The 21,615-nt window shown below is 51.9% G+C and carries 16 protein-coding genes and 1 pseudogene; 9 read left to right on the top strand and 8 right to left on the bottom strand.

Annotated elements, in window-relative coordinates; genetic code table 11:
* Positions 1–209 precede the first annotated feature (209 nt).
* Positions 210–632: a homoprotocatechuate degradation operon regulator HpaR gene (hpaR, locus tag PCI15_RS10455; protein ID WP_271274276.1), complete on the bottom strand. Its 423-nt coding sequence runs from the start codon at positions 630–632 to the stop codon at positions 210–212.
* 232 nt (positions 633–864) lie between these two features.
* Between hpaR and ygiD the strand changes: the two genes are divergently transcribed.
* The gene (gene ygiD, locus PCI15_RS10460) at positions 865–1,797 is read left to right on the top strand and encodes a 4,5-DOPA-extradiol-dioxygenase (RefSeq protein ID WP_271274277.1); all 933 of its coding nucleotides are present in this window, start codon (positions 865–867) and stop codon (positions 1,795–1,797) included.
* A gap of 122 nt (positions 1,798–1,919) precedes the next feature.
* Here ygiD and galE read toward each other — a convergent pair whose 3' ends face one another.
* From galE to cysD, 4 genes are all read right to left on the bottom strand, one after another.
* The gene (galE, locus tag PCI15_RS10465) at positions 1,920–2,936 is read right to left on the bottom strand and encodes a UDP-glucose 4-epimerase GalE (protein WP_271274278.1); all 1,017 of its coding nucleotides are present in this window, start codon (positions 2,934–2,936) and stop codon (positions 1,920–1,922) included.
* A gap of 83 nt (positions 2,937–3,019) precedes the next feature.
* Positions 3,020–3,163 carry a hypothetical protein gene (locus tag PCI15_RS10470; protein WP_271274279.1) on the bottom strand — a complete coding sequence of 48 codons (144 nt, stop codon included), beginning with the start codon at positions 3,161–3,163 and terminating at the stop codon, positions 3,020–3,022.
* Between the two features lie 260 nt (positions 3,164–3,423).
* Positions 3,424–5,325 carry a sulfate adenylyltransferase subunit CysN gene (cysN, locus tag PCI15_RS10475; protein ID WP_271274280.1) on the bottom strand — a complete coding sequence of 634 codons (1,902 nt, stop codon included), beginning with the start codon at positions 5,323–5,325 and terminating at the stop codon, positions 3,424–3,426.
* Complete coding sequence (cysD, locus tag PCI15_RS10480; protein WP_271274281.1) at positions 5,325–7,076, bottom strand: sulfate adenylyltransferase subunit CysD; 1,752 nt, start codon at positions 7,074–7,076, stop codon at positions 5,325–5,327. The genes cysN and cysD overlap by 1 nt, the downstream gene beginning before the upstream one ends.
* A gap of 180 nt (positions 7,077–7,256) precedes the next feature.
* On the opposite strand from cysD, the gene cysQ reads away from it, so the two are divergent.
* Positions 7,257–8,045, top strand: a complete 789-nt coding sequence (gene cysQ, locus PCI15_RS10485; RefSeq protein WP_271274282.1) for a 3'(2'),5'-bisphosphate nucleotidase CysQ — start codon at positions 7,257–7,259, stop codon at positions 8,043–8,045.
* 7 nt (positions 8,046–8,052) lie between these two features.
* Here cysQ and PCI15_RS10490 read toward each other — a convergent pair whose 3' ends face one another.
* Complete coding sequence (locus PCI15_RS10490; RefSeq protein WP_271274283.1) at positions 8,053–8,949, bottom strand: LysR substrate-binding domain-containing protein; 897 nt, start codon at positions 8,947–8,949, stop codon at positions 8,053–8,055.
* A 361-nt stretch (positions 8,950–9,310) separates the two neighbouring features.
* On the opposite strand from PCI15_RS10490, the gene PCI15_RS10495 reads away from it, so the two are divergent.
* From PCI15_RS10495 to PCI15_RS10515, 6 genes and pseudogenes are all read left to right on the top strand, one after another.
* Positions 9,311–10,492 (top strand): aromatic ring-hydroxylating oxygenase subunit alpha, encoded by a 1,182-nt coding sequence (locus PCI15_RS10495; protein WP_271274284.1) that lies wholly within the window; start codon positions 9,311–9,313, stop codon positions 10,490–10,492.
* A gap of 23 nt (positions 10,493–10,515) precedes the next feature.
* Positions 10,516–11,949 carry an aldehyde dehydrogenase family protein gene (locus tag PCI15_RS10500; RefSeq protein ID WP_271274285.1) on the top strand — a complete coding sequence of 478 codons (1,434 nt, stop codon included), beginning with the start codon at positions 10,516–10,518 and terminating at the stop codon, positions 11,947–11,949.
* A gap of 143 nt (positions 11,950–12,092) precedes the next feature.
* A pseudogene (locus PCI15_RS23680) lies at positions 12,093–12,254 on the top strand (rubredoxin); the annotation flags it as partial.
* 57 nt (positions 12,255–12,311) lie between these two features.
* The gene (locus PCI15_RS10505; protein ID WP_336296748.1) at positions 12,312–13,466 is read left to right on the top strand and encodes an FAD-dependent oxidoreductase; all 1,155 of its coding nucleotides are present in this window, start codon (positions 12,312–12,314) and stop codon (positions 13,464–13,466) included.
* Between the two features lie 256 nt (positions 13,467–13,722).
* Positions 13,723–14,901, top strand: coding sequence for a porin family protein (locus PCI15_RS10510; protein ID WP_271274287.1), 1,179 nt, complete (start codon positions 13,723–13,725; stop codon positions 14,899–14,901).
* Positions 14,902–14,955: 54 nt separating this feature from the next.
* Entirely contained in the window at positions 14,956–16,833 is a 1,878-nt protein-coding gene (locus PCI15_RS10515) for a FecR domain-containing protein (RefSeq protein WP_271274288.1), read from the top strand.
* Between the two features lie 12 nt (positions 16,834–16,845).
* Here PCI15_RS10515 and PCI15_RS10520 read toward each other — a convergent pair whose 3' ends face one another.
* A complete protein-coding gene (locus PCI15_RS10520) occupies positions 16,846–17,610 on the bottom strand; it encodes an MBL fold metallo-hydrolase (RefSeq protein WP_271274289.1) in 765 nt (254 codons plus the stop codon).
* Between the two features lie 162 nt (positions 17,611–17,772).
* Here PCI15_RS10520 and PCI15_RS10525 point away from each other — a divergent pair, with 162 nt between their 5' ends.
* Positions 17,773–19,980 carry a CHASE2 domain-containing protein gene (locus PCI15_RS10525; RefSeq protein ID WP_271274290.1) on the top strand — a complete coding sequence of 736 codons (2,208 nt, stop codon included), beginning with the start codon at positions 17,773–17,775 and terminating at the stop codon, positions 19,978–19,980.
* A 29-nt stretch (positions 19,981–20,009) separates the two neighbouring features.
* Here PCI15_RS10525 and PCI15_RS10530 read toward each other — a convergent pair whose 3' ends face one another.
* Positions 20,010–21,599, bottom strand: a complete 1,590-nt coding sequence (locus PCI15_RS10530) for an HD domain-containing phosphohydrolase (RefSeq protein ID WP_271274291.1) — start codon at positions 21,597–21,599, stop codon at positions 20,010–20,012.
* Between the last annotated feature and the right edge of the window lie 16 nt (positions 21,600–21,615).

A 21,615-nucleotide genomic window follows, 5' to 3' on the forward strand; every position in this document is an offset into this window, starting at 1 on the left:
CAGTATATAGCGAATAAGTTAATATGTTAACTAAATTTATAAGGTCAAAGTTATGAATATTGATCTGAATTAGGGTTTCAGGGAAAAGTACAACGGCTAAGGCTTAAAGTACCAGTGGTTGGGGGGATACCATCCGGGGGAATAAAACCGGATGGTATGTGTAACAGACTGAGCTGAAACGTGCCCGGCGGGTATATCAGCAGAGTTGTTCAGGGTTCCAGTTCGGAAAGCTCTTTAAGCATGCCCATCAGTTCTTCAAGCTTGTCTTCACTGTAGCGCTCGATAAAGGCGGCATAGGCGGCTTCTACCTCAGGGCTCAGGCGCTCGAACAGGTCGTAGGCTTTGTCGGTCAGGCTGATGAGTGCCCGGCGCTGGTCTTCATGGCACTTACGGCGCTGGATATAACCCTGTTGTGCCAGCCGTTTCAGTATACCGGTCAGGCTGGGGCTCAGAATGCAGCAGCGTTTTGCCAGTTCCTTGGACTCCAGCTCCTTATAGTTATACAACGCCCGTAAAATCCGCCATTGCTGTTCAGTTAAAGAGTTGTCATGAAGCAGGGGCCGGAAGAACAGCATGGTGGCTTCCCGTGCCCGGAGAAGTTGAAGGGGTAATGAGTCTTCAAACTTGCGCATAAGTCATCGCTTAAAAGTAATTAATGTATTAACAAAGATGGTATCGGGGGCACTGCGCAAAGTAAACGGCACCCGGCTGCGGGAGCAGGTATAAATGGTCGTAATGGTGAATAAATCATTATTTTTATATGCATGGCGCATGATGGAAATAATCATTATGCATTAGATGAATGTCTGATCAGTGGATACAGTGAATGCTGAATTACTTAATATATTTACTGATGAGGTGCTTATGCCTGTATCCCGCCGACGTTTTACCGGCCTGGCCGGTCTTTGGGCTGCTTTATCTGCCTTGCCTGCCTGGAGTGCTGAAGAACCGGCCACTGAAGCCGGTTCTGTTGGCGGGCTAAATCCGGATAATACGGGCAGGAAGGCGCCGGCGCTGTTTATCGGCCATGGTGACCCGATGAATATCCTGCAGGATAACCGCTTCACCCGGGACTGGGATACGCTGGCAGCACGTTTTGATTCAGCAGAGGCAAAACCCCGGGCAATCCTGATGGTTTCGGCCCACTGGGAAACCCGTGGTGTGGCAGTTTCTGTAGCTGAAAACCCTGCCATGATTTACGATTTTTACGGCTTCCCGGATCAAATGTATCAGCAGAATTACCCGGCGCGGGGTGCACCGGAAATCGCCGCTGGCCTGACGAAGGCAATTCTCTCCCAGCCGGTAATAGCCGATCCCCGTCAGGGGCTGGATCACGGTGCCTGGTGCGTGCTGATGCGCCTGTTCCCAAAAGCGGATGTGCCGGTGTTTCAGTTCAGTCTGTCGCGCAATATGAATGCTGCAGCACACTATGCGCTGGGGCAGGAACTTCGTCAGCTGCGGGAACAGGGGGTGATGATCATCGGGTCAGGCAACATTACCCATAACATGCGCAGTTGGCAGCAGGATTACCGTATGGGCCGTACTCATGTGGTGCACGACTGGGCAAAATATTTTGATGATCAGGTGACTCAGCGGATCAACAACCGGGAATACGCCGCACTGGCAGATTACCTCCGGTATGGCCGCGCGGCGCAGATGTCGGTACCCACACCGGAGCACTATCTGCCATTGTTGTATGTGGCTGCCAGTGCCTATGAAGCCGAGCAGGCGGAGTACTTCGCAGAAGGCTTTGAGGCCGGCTCGTTCTCAATGCGCTCGGTGCTTTTTAATGGCTAGAGGCTTGATCTGATAATCCGTTGAAAATACGAATTTTCACGGCATCGGTTTCCTATTGTTGGCGCGAAACGAATAAAAGAAAAACCGGCATTTCGCCGGTTTATTTATGCGCTGGAGAGTGTTTAATATCCCAGTGGATTCTGCTTTTGCCAGTTCCAGTGGTCTCTTACCATTTCATCAAGGTTATACTTGGTTTTCCAGCCTAACTCTTTTTCGGTAAATGCAGGGTCGGCAAAGAATTCGGCGATGTCACCGGCCCGGCGTTCTGCAAATTTATAATTAATGGTTTTGTTTGTAACCCTTTGGAAGGTATTCACTACGTCGAGAACTGAGTATCCGTGACCCGTTCCCAGATTATAGGCAACGCAACCGTGTTTACCTGAGTCTTTAGTGATTTTTTGCAGTGCTGTTACATGTCCCTGCGCGAGGTCTACTACATGGATGTAGTCACGAATACCCGTGCCATCCGGAGTAGGATAGTCGTTACCAAAAATGCTCAGGCAGTCCAGTTTACCGCTGGCAACCTGTGCTACATATGGCATCAGATTGTTAGGAATACCTTCAGGGTCTTCCCCGATTTTACCGGTATGGTGTGCGCCAACCGGGTTAAAGTAACGCAGTAAAGCAGTGTCCCAACGTTTGTCTGCCAGCGTCGCATCCCGTAACACTTCTTCTACCATGAACTTAGTACGTCCATAGGTGTTAGCCGGGCGAAGCGGGAAGTCTTCCTGCAGTGCCGGGGTGTCAGGTTCACCGTATACAGTCGCTGAAGAACTGAACACAAACCTGAAGCATTCATGTGCCGCCATGACTTCGCAAAGTGTAATGGTGGCTGCCAGATTATTTTGATAATACTTCAGCGGAAAGGCCATGGATTCCCCCACGGCTTTATAGCCGGCGAAGTGGATCACAGCTTCAATGTTATTTTCTCTGAAGATGACGTTCAGCAGTTCTGCATCTGCTACGTCACCTTCAACAAGGCCGGGACGGGTACCTGTGATGCTCTCAATGCGGTTAAGGACTTCCGGTTTTGCGTTACTGAAGTTATCGAGGATGAGTACGTCGTAGCCGGCCTGAATCAGCTCTACGCAGGTATGGCTGCCAATATAGCCGGCACCGCCGGTAACCAGGATTGTCATGTTGTGCCCTTATACCTTAGGTGTGGTATCCATTTTTCCAGGCAAAATTATACAGATTTTTCGTGCTACTGATAATTGTTATATCAGCGATAACAGCCACTTTCTGAAATACTCTGCGCCCTGCTTGGGGCAGTCTGTTCCGGTTCCAGCATCAGGAACCGGGAGGTGGTTTCTACGCTGGTGCTTACCGGTTTTACCAGCAGGCCACTGGCCAGATAGTCATCCACCAGATTTTCCTATCCCAGCGCCAGACCCTGGCCGTTCAGGGCTGACTGGATTACCAACAATTAGTTGTTGATGTTTATCCGCTGGGCAGGAACCAGGCGTGTTCTTAATGCGGCCAGTGTTGTTCAATGGTTTAGTGAGTTAATCAGATCAGCCATTGAAAATACGAATTTTCATGGCATCGGTTTCCTATGATTCGGGCGAACGTAAGGTTGAAAGTTATGAAAGTGCTGCCCATCAGGGGCAGCATCTTATAATTTGATTAAATAATATTTCTGGCTTTAAGTGCTTCCATTATTTCATCAGCAGCTTCATCAGGTGTCATCTCTGCCGTATGAATGTTGCACTCCGGACTTTCGGGCTCTTCATATGGGGAATCGATACCGGTAAAGTTTTTCAGTTCTCCGCGACGTGCTTTTTTATAAAGCCCTTTAACGTCCCGGTCTTCTGCGATTTCTAATGGGGTATTTACAAACACTTCTATGAATTCACCGTCCCCGACAATTTCTCTTGCCATTCGTCTTTCTGAGCGGAACGGTGAGATAAACGCTGTGAGAACGATCAGGCCTGCATCTACCATTAATTTGGCGACTTCCGAAATTCGACGGATGTTCTCGACACGGTCCTGATCAGTAAAACCAAGATCTTTGTTGAGGCCGTGACGAACATTATCACCATCCAGCAAGTAGGTGTGGTGACCGGCTGCAACGAGTTTCTTTTCAACCAGGTTGGCAATGGTTGATTTTCCTGAGCCGGAAAGGCCCGTCATCCAAACAATGCATGGCTTCTGTGACTTCAGATCTGCCCGGGTTTGTTTATCAATATCGACATGTTGCTTGGTGATATTGGTGCTTCTGCGCAGTGCGAAGTTGATCAGACCTGCACCTACCGTGTTGTTAGTCATCCTGTCAATAAGAATGAAGTTGCCGGTGTCCTTGTTTTCTTTGTAGGGATCAAAAGCAATGTCCTGATCCAGGCTGATATTACATTCACCAATAGCGTTCAGTTCCAGGCGCTTGGCAGCCAGATGTTCCATTGTATTAATGTTAACCTGGTATTTTATATCAGTGATTGTTGCTGTGACCGTTTTAGTGCCTGTTTGCAGCAGGTAAGCACGACCGGGCAGTAATGCGTCTTCATGCATCCAGATAATAGTCGTTTCAAACTGTTTGCCGATTGATGCAGGTTCCGAGGCAGAGGTAATAACATCCCCCCTGGATATATCGATCTCGTCCTCAAGTGTCAGCGTCACAGACTGGCCGGCAACGGCCTGTTCAAGGTCACCGTTGTAGGTGCTGATCTTATCGATTTTGCTTGCTTTACCGGAGGGCAAAGTGCGGATCTTATCTCCGGGTTTGATGATGCCGCTGGCAATTTGTCCGGAGAATCCTCTGAAATCTAAATTCGGACGGTTAACCCACTGTACGGCCATGCGGAAAGGCGATTTCTGCATATGTTCGTCGTCTATCTGAACAGTTTCCAGATAACCCATCAGGGTTGTACCGTGATACCATGGCATGTTGCTGCTTGGTTCGGTGATATTGTCGCCCGCCAGTGCCGACATTGGAATAAAACTAACCTGCTCAATGCCAATCTGTTTAGCAAATTCGCTGTATTCATCCATTATGGTAGTGAATGTGTCTTCAGAGTAATTCACCAGATCCATTTTATTTATAGCAACAACAATATGGCGAATGCCAATCAGAGATACCAGATAACTGTGTCGGCGGGTCTGGGTCAGGATACCTTTGCGGGCATCTACCATCAGAATAGCAGCATCTGCAGTGGAGGCTCCGGTAACCATGTTCCGGGTGTATTGCTCATGCCCCGGAGTATCAGCAACAATAAACTTGCGTTTATCTGTTGAGAAAAACCGATATGCTACGTCAATTGTAATGCCTTGCTCACGTTCAGCGGCAAGGCCGTCAACCAGCAGGGCGAAGTCAATCTGATCACCCTGGGTGCCAAATTTTTTAGATTCTGCCTCTACAGCCTGAAGCTGGTCTTCAAATAAAAGTTTTGATTCAAATAACAGACGGCCGATTAAGGTGCTTTTACCGTCGTCAACGCTGCCGCAGGTGATAAAACGCAAAAGACTTTTTTGTTCATGATTGTGCAGGTACTGAACAATATCTTCTGAAATCAGGTCAGATGAGTGTGTCATTAGAAGTATCCTTCTTGCTTCTTTTTCTCCATGGAGGCTGCGGAGTCGTGATCGATCATTCGGCCTTGTCTTTCAGACGTTTTAGACAGGAGCATTTCCTGGATGATTGCTGGGAGTGTATCGGCGTCTGATTCCACTGCGCCTGTCAGCGGATAGCAGCCAAGTGTTCTGAAACGTACTTTTTGCATGACAGGTATTTCATCTGGCTGCAGGGGCATGCGCTCATCATCAACCATGATAAGCGTTCCGTCCCGCTCTACAACCGGGCGTTCAGCGGCGAGATATAACGGAACAATAGGGATTTCTTCCTGATAGATGTATTGCCAGATATCCAGCTCAGTCCAGTTAGATAGTGGGAAGACTCGGATAGACTCTCCCTGGCGTTTATTTGCGTTGTAATTTTTCCATAACTCAGGCCGCTGATTTTTTGGGTCCCAGCGGTGGTCGGCTGTGCGAAATGAGAAGATACGTTCTTTAGCCCGGGACTTTTCTTCGTCTCGACGGGCACCCCCGAAGGCAGCATCAAATTTGTATTTATCCAGCGCCTGCTTAAGGCCTTCGGTTTTCATAATATCGGTGTGTAGTGCCGAACCATGGGTGAAGGGGTTAATGTCTTTTTCAACGCCTTCCGGGTTTTTGTAAGTAATGAGCTCTAGCCCCAGTTTCTTCACCAATTTATCGCGGAATGTGTACATGTCCCGGAACTTCCAGCCGGTATCTACGTGAAGTAAAGGGAATGGCGGCTTTGAAGGGTAGAATGCTTTTATTGCCAGGTGAAGCATGACAGCGCTATCTTTGCCTATGGAGTAAAGCATGACTGGGTTTTCAGATTTAGAGACGACTTCGCGCATTATCTGAATACTTTCTGCTTCCAGTCTTTCTAAGTGTGTAAGTGCCATTGTGTTCCTCACATATGACTGATTGTGATGCGTTGCTGTGCGTTGTGTTTCAGCTGCCGGTAATAGGGGCTGAGACAGTTGGCCTACGGTGTTCGAATGGGTTAACAGCAAAATGTTTTTGAATTGTTGACGCTGTACGTTTATTTGTTGAAACCGATTAAGAGAGTAGCTATGAAATGATAGCAGGAGTTTCTGACGGAATTTTTCGTTAAGTCTGGTAAGAAACTCTATTATCAGTTGTGTATCTGGTCTGCCTTTTTTTGCCAGCCAGTACAGTTTACCTCTGAAGTCTTCTGCGTATACAAAAGTGCCTTCTATTGTCTTGTGTGTATGGGGGCAGGGGTATTTTATAAGTCCAATGCCACCTTTCAGAACTTTTTTGTATTCATCAGCGATTTTATGTTCCGGATCCGACTGAGGATGGTAATGACTCAGCCATGCCTGAGCTGTTCTCAGGTCGGCTGTGCTCTCAGGTGCTGAAATCCCCCAGCTTTTCAGATGACGATTCACGGTTTTTGTAGTGATGATCTGGTTGTGATAATCCTGAAACCATTGCTTAACGCTGATATTTGTCCATAAGCCTGTGGAAGCTGGTGAGTTATTTATGATGAATGACAGGCAGTCTTCGGGTGGGGTCGTGCTTTCAGCGTTTTGTTTTGGGCGGCCACGTTGTCGTGTATTAACCGCTTCCCATCCTCCATCTATAAAACATTTATGAGCTGAAATAATGGTGGGGTGAGATAGTCCGGTTTTAGATTTAACTGAGGCGAGTGTTTCACCTGTAAGGCGCAGTTGTACCGCTATTCTACGCAGCTTGTTAAGTTCAATTGGTGAAAGTCTTTTTGCGCTCATGAGGCCGGTCCGTCATTAAGAATTGAGATGATATTAAATTCTAGGTATTCTGACAATCAGTTGGTGTTAAACATTTTATGTCCTTGTTTTGTTTTTGTGTCGGTCTGTGGATTCCGAGGTTATTAGTAGTGGAAAAAATGAGTATGACTGCGTGTATTTTGAATAACGAGAAGGGAAGTCATGTTTGAGAATGATGAGGTCATTGCTTTGGCGAAAAAGGCTGGCGATGCGATTATGGAAATATATCAACGGGACTTCGTTATTTACGATAAGCAGGATGAAAGCCCGTTAACTGAGGCTGATCTGGCGTCGCATAACTGTATTGTGGCAGGTCTTAAAGCGCTTACGCCTGAGATTCCGGTGCTTTCTGAAGAGTCTGTGAATGAAGAACATCAGGACAGGATCTCCTGGAAAACGTATTGGCTTATCGATCCTCTTGACGGCACCAAGGAATTCGTCAAGAAGAATGGTGAATTCACCGTTAATATTGCTTTGATTGACAACGGCAGAGCTGTTTTTGGCGTCGTTTATGCGCCTGCACTGAATGTGACGTACTGGGGTGATGTAAAGGGTGCGTATAAAGAGGAAGCCGGAAAGGTTACGCCGATAGAGGTATCACCTGTACCAGCTGAAGGGCAGGTATGGCGCGTTGTCGGCAGTCGCTCTCATCAGTCAGATGCCTTTAAATCATTTGTAAAAGGCTTGCCGAAAACAGAAGTTGTATCGATGGGAAGTTCGCTGAAGCTTTGTCTTGTAGCCGAAGGGAAAGCGGATCTTTATCCTCGTTTGGGGTTGACCAGCGAATGGGATACCGCAGCTGCTCATGCTGTTGTTGAAGCCGCTGGAGGTAAGGTTTTGCAGTACCCTGGTCTGGATCCTCTGCTGTACAATACGAGGCCGGATACACTTCTTAATCCTTTCTTTATCGTATGTGCCGACATTGACGGTCTCTGGACAAATCTTAAATAGTTGGTTATCAGATTAACGATAACAGCCACTTTCTGAAATACTCTGCGCCCTGCTTGGGGCGGGCGGTCTGTTCAGGTTCCAGCATCAGGAACTGGGAGGTGGTTTCTACGCTGGTGCTTACCGGTTTCACCAGCAGGCCGCTGGCCAGATAGTCATCCACCAGATTTTCCCACCCCAGCGCCAGGCCCTGGCCGTTCAGGGCTGACTGGATTACCAGCAGGTAGTTGTTGATGTTCATCCGCGGGCCTGCGTCTGCTCTGTATTCGATGCTGCAGGCCCGGAACCAGGCTTGCCAGCTGAGCCATTCTTCCCCCACTTCAAGGGTTAGCAGGGTGCCTTTAAGCATGTCTTCTGTCTGGCTTATATGCGGATTCTTTTCCAGGTAGCCCGGACTGCATACCGGGAAGACATTTTCGGCAAATAATGGGGTTGCGGAGAGGTCTGCCGGAGCTTCGTGGCAGAAAAACAGGGCGATATCGAATTCGTTGTGGCGGATGTCTTTCAGGGAGTCTACCGCCAGTATGCGTACGTCGATGTCCGGATGCAGTTCCTGAAAGGCGTTGAATCTGGGCAGTAGCCAGAAAGAGGCCATTGCATGGGTTGTTACCACGGTAACCTGCTGATCACCCTGCCATTGCAAAATATTCCCGGTAGCACCGGCGACCAGTAACAGGGATTGCTGAATGCTGTCGTAGTATTCCATGCCGGTGCTGGTGAGGCTGAGGCTGCGTTTATCGCGGATGAACAGTTTGCGGCCCAGATAGTCTTCCAGATGGCGGATCTGACGGCTGATGGCACCCTGAGTCACATTAAGCTCGTCAGCAGCACGGGTGAAACTCAGGTGCCGGGCGGCGGATTCAAATACCACCAGGCTGTTCAGTGGTGGCAGGGGGGTGATGCGCATAGAATTCAACAGGCTCTTATTGTTATTTTTTGTAATAGATCGTGGCGTTTTTTTTGAATTATTACTGTGCTGACCCGTTTGGAAGGTAAGTACTGATGACCACATATCCTTTTATAATCAGGCAATTTAGAGGCTTTCTGCCGGTTTTTCAAACTTGTTTATTATCTATTACATTTTGTAATGGGTTAAGGGCGAATAAGTCGTTTGTCAGCTTTCCCGGTGCGCCGCTACTATTGACGGATAAACAGGGTATCGCTTTGGCCATTTATCAGCAGTGCAATACTGCAGGGCTGTACAGCGTGCCTGAAAATAAGAATCCACCGGTTGTTGTATGTTTGCCGGTTCTGTTGAGAGCACACTTATGACTGATTCAATGCAGCAAATCCCTCTGGCGACGCTGGACGCCGTTCGTAAGCCTATCGCTGAAGCTAATGGCATGCCAAATGCGGTGTATGATGATCCGGCGATGTTTGAGTACGAGCGTGATAACGTGCTGGGTAAAACCTGGGCGGGTCTGGCCTTTGGCAGCGAGTTACCCAAGAAAGGCTTTGCCAAGCCGGTTGACTTCATGGGGTTACCGCTGGCAATTATGCGTAACCGCGATGGCGAAATTAATGTCTTTCATAACATCTGCAGCCACCGGGGCATGATTCTGCTGCGGGAAGAAACCGAAGTGGAAGGCATGGTGCGTTGCCCGTATCACTCCTGGACATATGACCTGAACGGTAACTTGAAGGGGACGCCACATATCGGCGGCGTTGGGGTACACAAGGCGGAAGGTTTTGTCTGTGAGAAGCATGGCCTGCGTAAAGTCCGTTCAGCCATGTGGAATGACATTATATTTATCAACCTGTCCGGCGACGGTGTGCCGTTCGAAGAATTTATCACGCCCCTGGTACAGCGCTGGGAAGAGTTTACCGGCAACGGTGGCTTCGACAAGGTGCATGTCGCACCGACCGGCAGCGCCATGGAACTGACCGTGATGGCGAACTGGAAACTGGCGGTCGAAAACTACTGCGAGGCTTACCACCTGCCCTGGGTTCACCCGAGCCTGAATACCTACTCACCGCTGGATCAGCACTATAACCTGATTGTGAACGACAACATGTCGGGGCAGGGCAGCTATACCTATAACCTGTCTGATGTTGCCGGTACCAGCCTGCCACAGTTTACCGACTGGCCACAGGACAAGATCCGCCAGGCGGAATACATCTCGCTATATCCGAATGTGCTGTTAGGTGTGCAGGCGGATCATGTGTTCTCAATCATTTTGCAGCCGCAGGCAAATAATAAAACGTTGGAAAAATTGCAGTTGGCGTATGTGGGCGAAGAAGCCTGTGGTGATAAATATGCTGCCTGCCGTACATCCGTACTGGAAAGCTGGAAAGTGGTGTTCGGCGAAGATGTATTTGCGGTAGAGGGCATGCAGAACGGCCGTAAATCTCCGGCATTTGAGGGCGGTGTATTCTCTCCGGTACTGGATGGTCCGACCCATCACTTCCACCAGTGGGTGGCTAACCGTTATGCTGAGTCGATGGCCTGAAAGCAGACAGACTGGAGTAAACCATGACAGACGTGAAACACTGGCAGAATTTCATTGCCGGCGAATGGGTTGATGGCAGCGAAAGCATCGACGTATATGACCCGGCAACCGGCGAAGTATTTGCCAGCATGGCGGCGGCTGATGCCGCCGATATCGACCGGGCTGTTAAGGCTGCCCGGGCCTGTGTGGCCAGCGGCGAACTGACCGACTGCCGTCCGGCGGTCCGGGCTGAACTTCTTTACCGCATCGCCGCTGAGATCCGGGCGCTGGCGGAGGAAGGCGCGCTGCTTCTGGTACAGGAAAGCGGTAAATCGCTGGACGATGCCATGGGTGAGTTCACCACCGCGGCCCGATACTTCGAATACTACGCCGGCATGGCGGATAAGATCGAAGGTAAATCCATTCCACTGGGTAATGATTACGTCGATTTCACCTATTACGAACCTATGGGCGTGTCAGCCCAAATCGTGCCGTGGAATTTTCCGGTTGATATCTGCGCCCGTTCGCTGGCCCCTGCGCTGGCGGCCGGTAACGCGGTGGTCGTGAAAACCCCGGAAAATACCCCCCTCGCCATGTTGCTGCTGGCTCAGGCTTGCCAGAATGCCGGTTTACCGGAGGGTGCCCTGAGTATCATCAATGGCTATGGCCACAGTACCGGTGCACAGCTGGTGGCTCATCCTGAGATCGACCAGATTGTCTTTACCGGCTCGGTAGCCACCGGGCAGGCGATTTTGCGTTCTGCAGCAGACCGCGCACTGCCGTGCGTGATGGAGCTGGGCGGTAAGTCTGCGGCGGTGGTGTTTAATGATGCGGATATGGATCAGCTGTTAAGCAGCGTGAAATGGGGTATTTTCTTTAACGCCGGGCAAGTCTGCTCTGCCATGTCACGCATGCTGGTACAGCGGGATGTCTATGATCAGGTGGTCGCCGCGGTGAAAGATCTGGCCGAAAGCCTGCAAATGGGGCCGGGCATGGAAAATGCTGACCTGACGCCACTGGCCTCTGCGGATCAGCAAAAGCGTGTTGCCAGCATTGTTAACCGTGCCAAAGAAGAAGGTGCGCGTTTGGTAACAGGTGGAGATGTGCCTCAGCGGCCGGGTTACTTTTTTGAAGCAACCGTATTTGCCGATGTGACCCCTGAGATGAGCATTTTCCGGGATGAAGTATTCGGCCCGGTGCTGGCCATTACACCGTTTGATACGGAAGAGGAAGCCTGGGCGTTGGCCAACGGTACCGAATTTGGTCTGGTGGCCGGTGTCTTTACCCATGACCTTACGCGTGCCATGCGGGCCAGCCGTAAACTGCAGGCCGGTCAGGTGTTCGTTAACGAGTGGTATGCCGGGGGCATTGAAACTCCGTTTGGCGGCATTAAGTTATCCGGTTACGGCCGTGAAAAAGGTCAGGAAGCACTGTACAGCTACGTGCACACCAAGAACGTAGCAATCCGTGTGACCTGATGTAACAGCCCGGCGTATCCAGCTGCGCCGGGTGTTTTTGTATTCACGTCAGTTCCTGAACAATTGATTGTTTTTACTGGCGAAAAAGAGAATTGTTGGTTTTAATCAGAGGAAACAGGGGTTTCCGGGGAGAGGAGTAGCGCGTGAGAAAATGGCTCTGTGTGGTGTGTGGTTTGATTTACGACGAGGCCAAAGGCTGGCCGGATGATGGCATCATGGCGGGTACCCGCTGGGAAGACGTCCCCGATGACTGGTTATGTCCGGACTGTGGCGTCGGTAAGGCCGACTTCGAAATGATTGAGATCACTGAATCACCGGTAGCTGCCGCCGCTGCATCTGCTGAGCCTGCTGCTGATACGCCAATGGCTGCGGTACTGAACGACGAACCTCCGGTGGTTATCGTCGGCAGTGGTTTTGCCGGATATAGCCTGGCGGAAACGCTGCGTGAAAAAGCCCCGCAGAAGCCGATTGTTGTGTTTACTTCTGATGATGGCGCTAACTATTCCAAACCGGGCCTTTCCAATGCGCTTACCCGGGGTAAAACCGCCCCTGAACTGGTCACTGAAACTGCATTGCAGATAGAGCAGCGGCTGAATATCCGTGTCTATACCCGGGTGCAGGCTGAACGTATCGACGCCGATGTGCATATGCTGCATACCGATATCGGCGAACAGGCCTACAGTAAACTGATTCTGACTACCGGCGCTGCGCCAATCCGCTTACCACTATCAGGCAGCGGCGCGGCAGATGTGCTGAGCGTGAATGATCTGACGGATTACCGGGTCATGCGCACCCGGCTGGAAGGGGCTAAAAAAGTCTGCATTATCGGTAATGGCCTGATCGGCTGCGAGTTTGCTAATGATCTGAGTAATCAGGGGCTGGATGTGACCGTGGTTGGCCTGGGTGACTGGGCTATGCAAGGGCTGATTCCCCGGCAGGTGGGTGAAGCCTTACAGGCGAAACTTTCCGCACAGGGTGTCAGCTGGCAGTTACAGACCAGCGTTGAGATCGTTGATCAGGCAGACAGCGGTTACCGCCTGACCCTGACCAGCGGCGAAATTGTTGAAGCTGATCTGGTGATCTCGGCCGTGGGCCTGAAACCCCGTACTGAGCTGGCACAAACCGCCGGCGTGGACTGTGGCCGGGGTATTAAGGTCAACGGCGGTCTGCGCACTAACGTCGCCGATGTTTACGCGTTGGGTGACTGTGCCGAACTGCAGGGCAGGGTGTTGCCGTATATTGCGCCGATTAACTTTGGCGTCCGTGCGTTGGCAGACTGTCTTCTGGGCCGGCCAACCATGGCGCAGTATCCGCCTATGCCTGTGGTGGTAAAAACGCCGGCGCTGCCGTTAACCATTCAGTCTCCGGAAACCGGGGCTGAAGGTGAGTGGCAGACAGAAACCGCTGAGGATGGCCTGCGCAGTCTGTATCGGGATGCCGCCGGCATGCTGAAAGGTTTTGTGCTGGCGGGAAGCTGTACGTCGGAGCGTCAGCAATGGCTTGATCAGTTGATCTGATCAGGCCTGTGCTACCCAGAGTGGTGGCGTTACACATGGCCTTGTTATTCCCGGATTGTTAGTATGGTTAACAGTCTTTGAATGAAAGGATGCATGTGTGAGATTGCAGTATTTTTCCAGTCATAGGGGCCGTTTAAAGCCCTTACTTGCGGGGAGTCTTCTTACTGCAGCAAACCTGTTCAGCAGCGTTTGCTTTGCTTCACTTGAAGAACTCTCCCAATTCGTCGACGCTGGCCAGTTTGGAAAGGCGTATCAGTTGGCGAATACAATGTTGCCGGAGTATGAAGGCGACCCCGCGTTTGATATTCAGTACGCCGTGGCGGCCATTGAAACCTTCCACCTTGAAGAAGGGGTGTTTGCGCTGGAACGGGTGTTGCTGGTTGAGCCGGATAATCAGCTGGCCAGGCTTGAACTGGCCCGGGGCTATTACCAGCAGCGCAAGTTTGATCAGGCCGCTGCCATGTTTAATGCGGTCAAAACCAAAAATCCGCCTCCCCGGGTCCTAACCCGCATAGACCGTTACCTTGCACTGATCGAAAAGCGCAGGGTGAACCGCTTCACCCGGGTACAGGGGTTTATCGAACTGTATGCCGGATATGATTCCAATGTTAACTCTGCCCCGGGCAGCCAGCTGACCCGCGTGGTACTCAGTGATGATGCACTGGGCAGAGGGGATTCTTTTATGGCGCTGAAAGCCGGTGTGGATGTTGAGCATCGCTATGCTGAAGACCGCTCGCTGATTTTTGAATCCCGTCTGGATATCCGCTATTACGACACCGAAGAAGCACAGGACAATTCCAACCTTACCCTGAAAGTTGGCCATCGCTGGTATGAGGGTAAAAATCAGTATCAGCTGAATGCGGTGCGCCAGGACTACCGGCTCGATGAGGACGGCTACCGGGATTTAATGGGCCTCAGTGTCGACTGGAACCGGCAACTGAGTAACCGCAGCCTGCTGCGTTCCTATCTGGCGGTGAATGATCTTGAATACGCATCCAGCGAGTGGCGGGACTCCCGGCAGTACAGCCTGGGCAGCAATTACCTGTATGCCGGTGAGGGTAACTGGAAGCCGGTTTACGTGCTGGGCGGTTTTATCGGCAATGAAAAACCCGATGAGCCAGGCACTCTGGCCGACGGGGACGTCGACCGGAATTTCTATGGTGTCAGCCTGGGGGTGCAGCTGACTCCGCTTCAGGATCTGACGCTCATGCCCAGTCTGGTGTATCAGGTCAGTGAATATGCCGGTGATCACTGGATCTATAACGTAAAACGTAAAGATAAATATGCAGCGCTGAATCTGAATATGAATTGGCGCTTTAAACCTGACTGGTCGTTGCTGGCTAATTACAGCTATGCCGATTCAGACTCCAATATTGAACTGAATGATTTCCGGCGTGAGCAGATTAATTTCGGTCTGCGCCGGGACTTTAAATGAGGTGGCGACATGTTATATGCACGGGCAATAACGCAAGCGCCTTTTGGGCAAGCTGTGTTTGTATCTGCTTTTTTTCTGCTGGTGGTATTGCTGGCTCCGTTCCCTGTGGCTGCGGCAGAGGTTGTCGGTAAAGTCATTCTGAGTATCGGTCAGAATCAGGCGGCCGGGCCGGATGGTCAGGTACGCAAGCTGGCCCGTAAGGCTGAAGTGTATGCCGATGATTTACTGACGACCGGTAAAAAAGGGCGTTTACAAGTGCGCTTCACCGATGGTTCCCGGCTGTCGTTGCGCTCAGAGACAGAATTTAAAATTGCCGAATACAGGTTCGATGCAGCAGAGCCCACCGAAGGTAAGGCTATATACAAGTTGCTGAAGGGGGGCATGCGTACTCTGTCAGGCCAGATCGGTAAGGTGGATAAAGAGGATTACCGGCTGGAAACCACGGTGGCGACCATTGGTATACGGGGCACGGATTTTGTCATCATCAGTAAAGGCACAACGGTCACCGGTTCCGTCAACAGCGGTGAAATTAATGTTGCCGGTAATGAAGGTGCGCGCAGCGAGAATATTGTTGCGGGTAATTCGTTCGTGATCCAGACCCAGGGGGCGATACAGGTTTTTGAAACGCCGCCGTCCACCGAAACTGGTGAAGGTTCTGCTGAAGACGGCTCTTCTGAGGAGGATACTGAAGAGTCAGAAGAATCCTCAGAATCTGATGAATCTGAAGCAAGTGACGATTCAGAAGGCACGGGCGACTCCGATACAGCTGCTGAGTCTGAAGGCACTGCCGGAGAAGAAACCGCAGCCGGTGAAACAACTCAGGAAGGTGCAGACACAACGGCAGATGCTGGCACGGGCGACGCCTCAGCTGGTGGCAGCTCTGTCAGTGATGATACCGGCTCAGTAACCCTGAACATTGACGCTGCTGATGTATCAGGCAGTGATGCAACCTTACCGGCCACCGATCCTCAGCTTACGACTCCTCCCTCAGATACAGTGACGGAGTCAACTGAAGGCAGAATCCCCCAGGCACCGAACCCCACCGGCAATGCGGTGCTGGCGCCTGAAGGCAGCCTGGTTGCCGTTGCCTTTAACAGCAACGAATCCGGGTCGCTGAAAAACGCCAACGATGCGGTCAAAATCGAGAAACGCTCAGCCGCAATGATTGATTCAAAAATGGTCACCGGGATCCGGTTTGTACATTCCGACAGCCTGTCAGCCGATGCGTGTTCGCCCTGCCTGTTTACCGGTTCCGATTCGCTGAGTGATGTTAAAGATTCCGGTTTCATCAGTGTCGGGTCATCGAATGTGTCTTGGGGGCGCTGGGATTCCGGGTTTGAGGTGGTGTCCAACGGCGTAACCCTGGAAACCAGCGGAAGCTTCAGTTTCATGTATACAGACAGTTTAACCACTGCGGCGGAAGTGGCTGCTGTTGCCGGTGCAAAGTCCGGATCCTATCTTTATACCTTTGGTCAGGGCTCCTCGCTGATGACGCCACCGCAGATTGAGACCGGGCAGACGGGGACGCTGATTGGCTATGGTGACACCAGTGTTGCGAAGGAAAGCCAACTGTATAACGGTACCTATATGGTGATTGACTGGGATACCCAGACCATTACAGAAACTTCGGTGGTGGCACAGGTGAACGATGGTACCGGTGTGCGCACCTATAGCCTTATCGACAGCGCTGATACCAGCCTCAGCAGTGTGCTTGATGGCGGTGAAATCGGGCTTTCAGGTACCTGTTATGGCGGTGCCTGTACGGTGGTGGAAACTGAGACAAATATGTCCGGGCAGATGACGGTTAATCTGGTGGGCAGTCAGGCAGAAGGTGCGATAACCAGTTACGGTGCGACGGGTGTTATGCCCGACGGAACGCCGGCAACAGTCTCCGGTACGGCGCTGTTGCAGGACGGTGGCCTGGCACCTTAAACAGAGGCGGGTTTATTTCAGGGGCAATGTGAGGCAGCCATGCTGCAGTTTGCGAATGTCCCGGTGCGGCATCAGTGCCTGACAGCGGTTCATGATTTCGCTTTCAAAGCCCGGCTTCAGGTGGGTAATCATGACCGGGCAGTTATGGCTGAAGTGGCCGAGCTCTTCAGCCAGATGAGAGGGTGTCAGATGGCCGCTGAGCCGGGCCAGTTCGTCGACGTCATCGGTAAACGAGACATCGACAATCAGCAGGTCCGGCCGGCGCTCACTGAGGATCGGCCAGAGCCGGTCATTAATGCCGTTATCGCCACTGAAAGCAAAGCTGGTGGCGGCATTGCTCAGCAGGTAACCAACCGTGGGGGTCGGGTGCTCTGCCGGTAATACTTCAACGGATTTGTTTTCCAGCTGAAGGGTATCGCCAACGCTGAGCGGGTGCAGACGCAGAATTGGATTCTTTTCCGGCAGGCAGGTGTAGTCCGGCCAGATGATCCAGTTGAAAATATGGTTTTGCAGGGCGCTGATAACCTCCGGCAGGGCGTAAACATCCACGGGTGCCTGATGCTGATCGAAAATGGTTGCCAGCATCAGCGGCAGGCCGGTGATATGGTCAACATGGGCATGGGTAATCAGAACCGTCCGGATTTGCAGCATATGCTCAAGGGTCAGGGACTCAACACCGGTACCGGCATCCAGCAACAGGGTATCGTCGACCAGAAACGTGGTTGTTTTGAGTCCTTTTCCGATGCCGCCGCTGCAACCGAGGATATCGAGCTTCATCTGATCACCTGTTCCTGACTGGCCGGTCTGATAGTCCCTGCCGGCAAAGACGCCCGGCAGATGAATACACTAACGATACAAAATATTGAGTCACAATACTATGCAACATACACCCGGAAATACCCGCTATGACAATACCTGCTTTACAGGGGAGTAGTACCAGTGATTAAGGGATTCAGTGTCGGCCAGCGGCTGGTGCGCAGCGGTCTGGGGATCTTACTTACCCTGTTGATGCTGGTGCCGCTGATTCAGGATAGCCGCCCGGTCTTGCTGGAGCGCTTTGAATCGGATCTGTACGACCTGAGGTTACGGCAGTTTCTGGCGGATGATCAGGACCCGCGCATCGTCATTGTAGACATTGATGAAGCCAGCCTGGCTGAACAGGGGCGCTGGCCCTGGGGCCGGGCGACACTGGCGAAGCTGTTAAATAAGCTGTTTGATGAATACGGGGTGGCGATTGTCGGTTTCGATATGTTGTTTGCTGAAGCCGACCGTAATGTGCCGTTTGAAGCGTTGCAGCAGTGGCTCGATAGCCGGCCGGCAACTGCGGGCAGCGAACTCAGCACCCAGCTGGACAGCCTGAATCCGGACCGGCAGTTTGCCGCTGCACTGGAAGACCGGCCAGTAGTGCTGGGCTATGTGTTTGATCGCAGCACACAGCAGCTGCAAGTGGGAGATCCGGGTAGCCCGGTGGTGGGTGCCGGCCAGTTGCAAGGCATTCCGGTACCCCGTGCCAGTGGTGTGGTGGCCAGTCTGGATGCGTTTCAGGCCACGGGTATCCGCAATGGCTTTATTGATAACCCCCGGGTAGATGCCGACGGGGTATACCGCCGGGTGCCGTTGTTGCAGGAATACCAGTCGCAGTACTATCCGTCTCTCGCGCTGGCTATGATTCTCGCCCTGTTTGAAGAAGATCAGGTAATACCGGTAACAGAAAGTGACGGGAGCGATTCTGTGTTGGTGGCGGTGGATGCCGCGGGGATCAGCATTCCGGTAGATAACGGTGGTGCTGTGCTGGTGCCGTACCGGGGCCGGCAGGGAAGTTTCCCTTACGTATCGGCGACGGATGTTATCAACGGCCGCGCCAGTGCTGATGTACTGGAAGGAGCCATCGTGCTGGTGGGAACCAGTGCCGCCGGGCTGCTGGATTTACGGGTCACGCCTGTCGGCAGCCGTTATGCCGGTGTTGAGGTACATGCCAATATCATTGCCGGCATTCTGGATGAGCAGATCAACCACCGGCCAGATTACACCTTAGGCGTTGAGTTGCTGCAGGTATTGCTCAGCGGTTTACTGCTCTCGTTGCTGATTCCCCGTACGTCTGTGCTGGTTTCAGGCTTGCTGGCCCTGGTCTGGGTGGGCATGTTAAGCGGGTTTAATCTGTATGCCTGGCAGGCATTACAGTGGGTGATACCCCTGGGCTATAGCCTGTTTCTGGTGGTGTTGCTGTATCTGTTTTTACAGATCACGGGCTATTTCTTTGAAACCCGGAATATCCGCAAGCTGGAAGGTCAGTTCGGCCAGTATATTCCGCCGGAAGTGGTGGCCGAGCTGAGTGCGCAGGGTGATGCGGTACAGCTATCCGGTGAAAGCCGGGAGATGACCGTGTTTTTCTCGGATATCCGCGATTTTACCAGCCTTTCGGAACAGCTATCGCCCCAGCAGCTGACCCGGATGATGAATATATACCTGACCTCCATGACCGCAAAAATTCACCAGCGGCGCGGTACCGTTGATAAATACATCGGTGATGCGGTGATGGCCTTCTGGGGTGCGCCTCTGGAGGATGCTTCCCATGCACGGCACAGCCTGCAGGCGGCGATGGACATGCTGGCCGTGCTGCCGGAGCTGAACCGGCAACTGGTGGCAGAAGGTTTGCCGGAAGTCTCTGTGGGCATGGGCATTAACACCGGACAGATGAATGTCGGGAACATGGGCTCCAGTTTCCGGATGGCCTATACCGTCATGGGGGATGCGGTGAATCTGGCGTCCCGGCTGGAAGGGCTGACGAAGTTTTATAACTGCCCGCTGTTAGTCAGTGATGAAACCGCTAACAGCGTGCCTGAGTACGGTTTTCGTTATATCGACCGGGTCAGGGTAAAAGGCCGTTTTGAGCCGGTGGATCTGTACCAGCCGGTGGGCAAGCGTTCAGAGCTGACGCCGGTGCAACTGACCGGCATTGATGACTTTTCTGCCGGGGTGCGGACGTATCAGCAACAGCGCTGGGACGAGGCCGACGCCGCTTTCCGCCGGTATCTGCGGTCTGATAAGGATGATTACTGTGCACAGATGTATTTACTGCGCATCGCCGAAAGCCGTGAAGCCGGCCAGCAGCCGTGGGACGGGATTTACTGCCACCGGCAAAAATAGACGGCGGGCTGTTCTTCTGAACGGCCTGGTTAACCGTTCAGACCCGGCAGTGCGCTGATATCAAAATCATCGATTTGCCGGGGCGACATATGCTTTTCGGCATAGGCTCTGTAAGTACCGCTTTCAACAAAGAGTTTAAACAGCTGCGGATCAAGATGACCGTCCTGAACCATATGGCCGAGGATGTTCATCGCTTTGGAAAGCAACATGCCTTTCTTATAGGGGCGGTCCGGTGAGGTGAGAGCTTCAAACACGTCGGCAATGCACATGATCCGGGCCCTTAATGACAACTGGTCACCGGTCAGGCCACGGGGGTACCCGCTACCATTCATGTGTTCATGGTGGCTGCAGGCGATTTCCGGCACTTCAGCCAGCTGCCGCGGGTATTTGAGGGACTCCAGCATGTCGATGGAGACCTTGATGTGATCACGCATTACCTGACGTTCATCTTCCGTCAGTGTGCCGCGGCTGATACACAGGTTACTGATCTCGTCTTCAGTCAGCAGGCAGTGTATGCCGTCTTCATCTTCCCAGCGAAGTTCGCCGATTGCTTTAATCCGCAGCTGGTCAGCTTCAGATATGAATTCTTTACCGGTATTCGCTGAGCGCAGAAACGCCAGATCATCACTGAGTTGCGCCAACTGCTGATCCAGTGCTTGCTGCTGGGCGGTGTTCTGATCAGAAAATTCAGCGGTTTGCTGCAGGAAACTGAGGCGCAAGTGTTGCCGGTAGATTTTAAACCGGCTGCTGATCAGCTCGATCCTGTCGAACATGGTGTGCAGCTTGGTGGCTTTGTCGATGATGTATTCAGGCGTGGTGATTTTGCCACAATCGTGGAGCCAGGCAGCAATCCGTAGTTCGTACAGTTCTTGCTCGCTGAAGTGTGTATCTGCAAATGATCCCTGTTGGCTGCTGTTAATCGCATCGGCCAGCAGCATGGCGATTTCCGGCACCTGTTCGCAGTGTTTGCCCGTCACCGGAGACTTATGGTCAATGGCCCGGCCAATCAGTTTAATAAAGGATTCGAATAATTCCCGCTGGGCATTGATCAGACGCCGTTTGGTCAGCACCGTTGCTGCCAGTGAGGCAAGGGACTGAACCAGTTCAAGGTGGGTCTGATCGAATTCAATGATGTTGCCATCTTCATCCAGGGCATTGATCAGTTGCAAAACACCGATGGTGACGTTCTCATGGTCATTCAGCGGGACACACAGGAACGACTTTGAGTGATAGCTCAGCTGTTTGTCAAAATTACGGGTGCCGGAAAAATCATATTCAGTACAGCTGTAGGCATCCGGAATATTGATGGTCTGTTTGGACACAAAGGTCTGTACGGCAACCAGCTTCGACGCCTGCTGGCGGGAATTGTAAATTTCGATGGTGGGGAAGTTGCTCGGTTTACCGTGAATGCCCAGGGAACGGTTATGCAGAATGGCAATGTTCAGGTCATTATCACTGTGCTCGTCAATGGTATAAAGGGTACCACCGTCGGCATTGGTGAGGCTCATGCAGCCAAGAATAATACGGTCCAGCAGACGCACATGGTCAGTTTCTGAGGTCAGGGCACCGGTCAGGTCTGCTAAGTGTCCGATAATTTCCTGGGTCGAAAGATGGCTCATAAGTAGGGCGTCCGGG

The organism is Aliamphritea hakodatensis (genome assembly GCF_024347195.1).
In the GTDB taxonomy this organism is placed as follows: Bacteria; Pseudomonadota; Gammaproteobacteria; order Pseudomonadales; family Balneatricaceae; genus Amphritea; species Amphritea hakodatensis.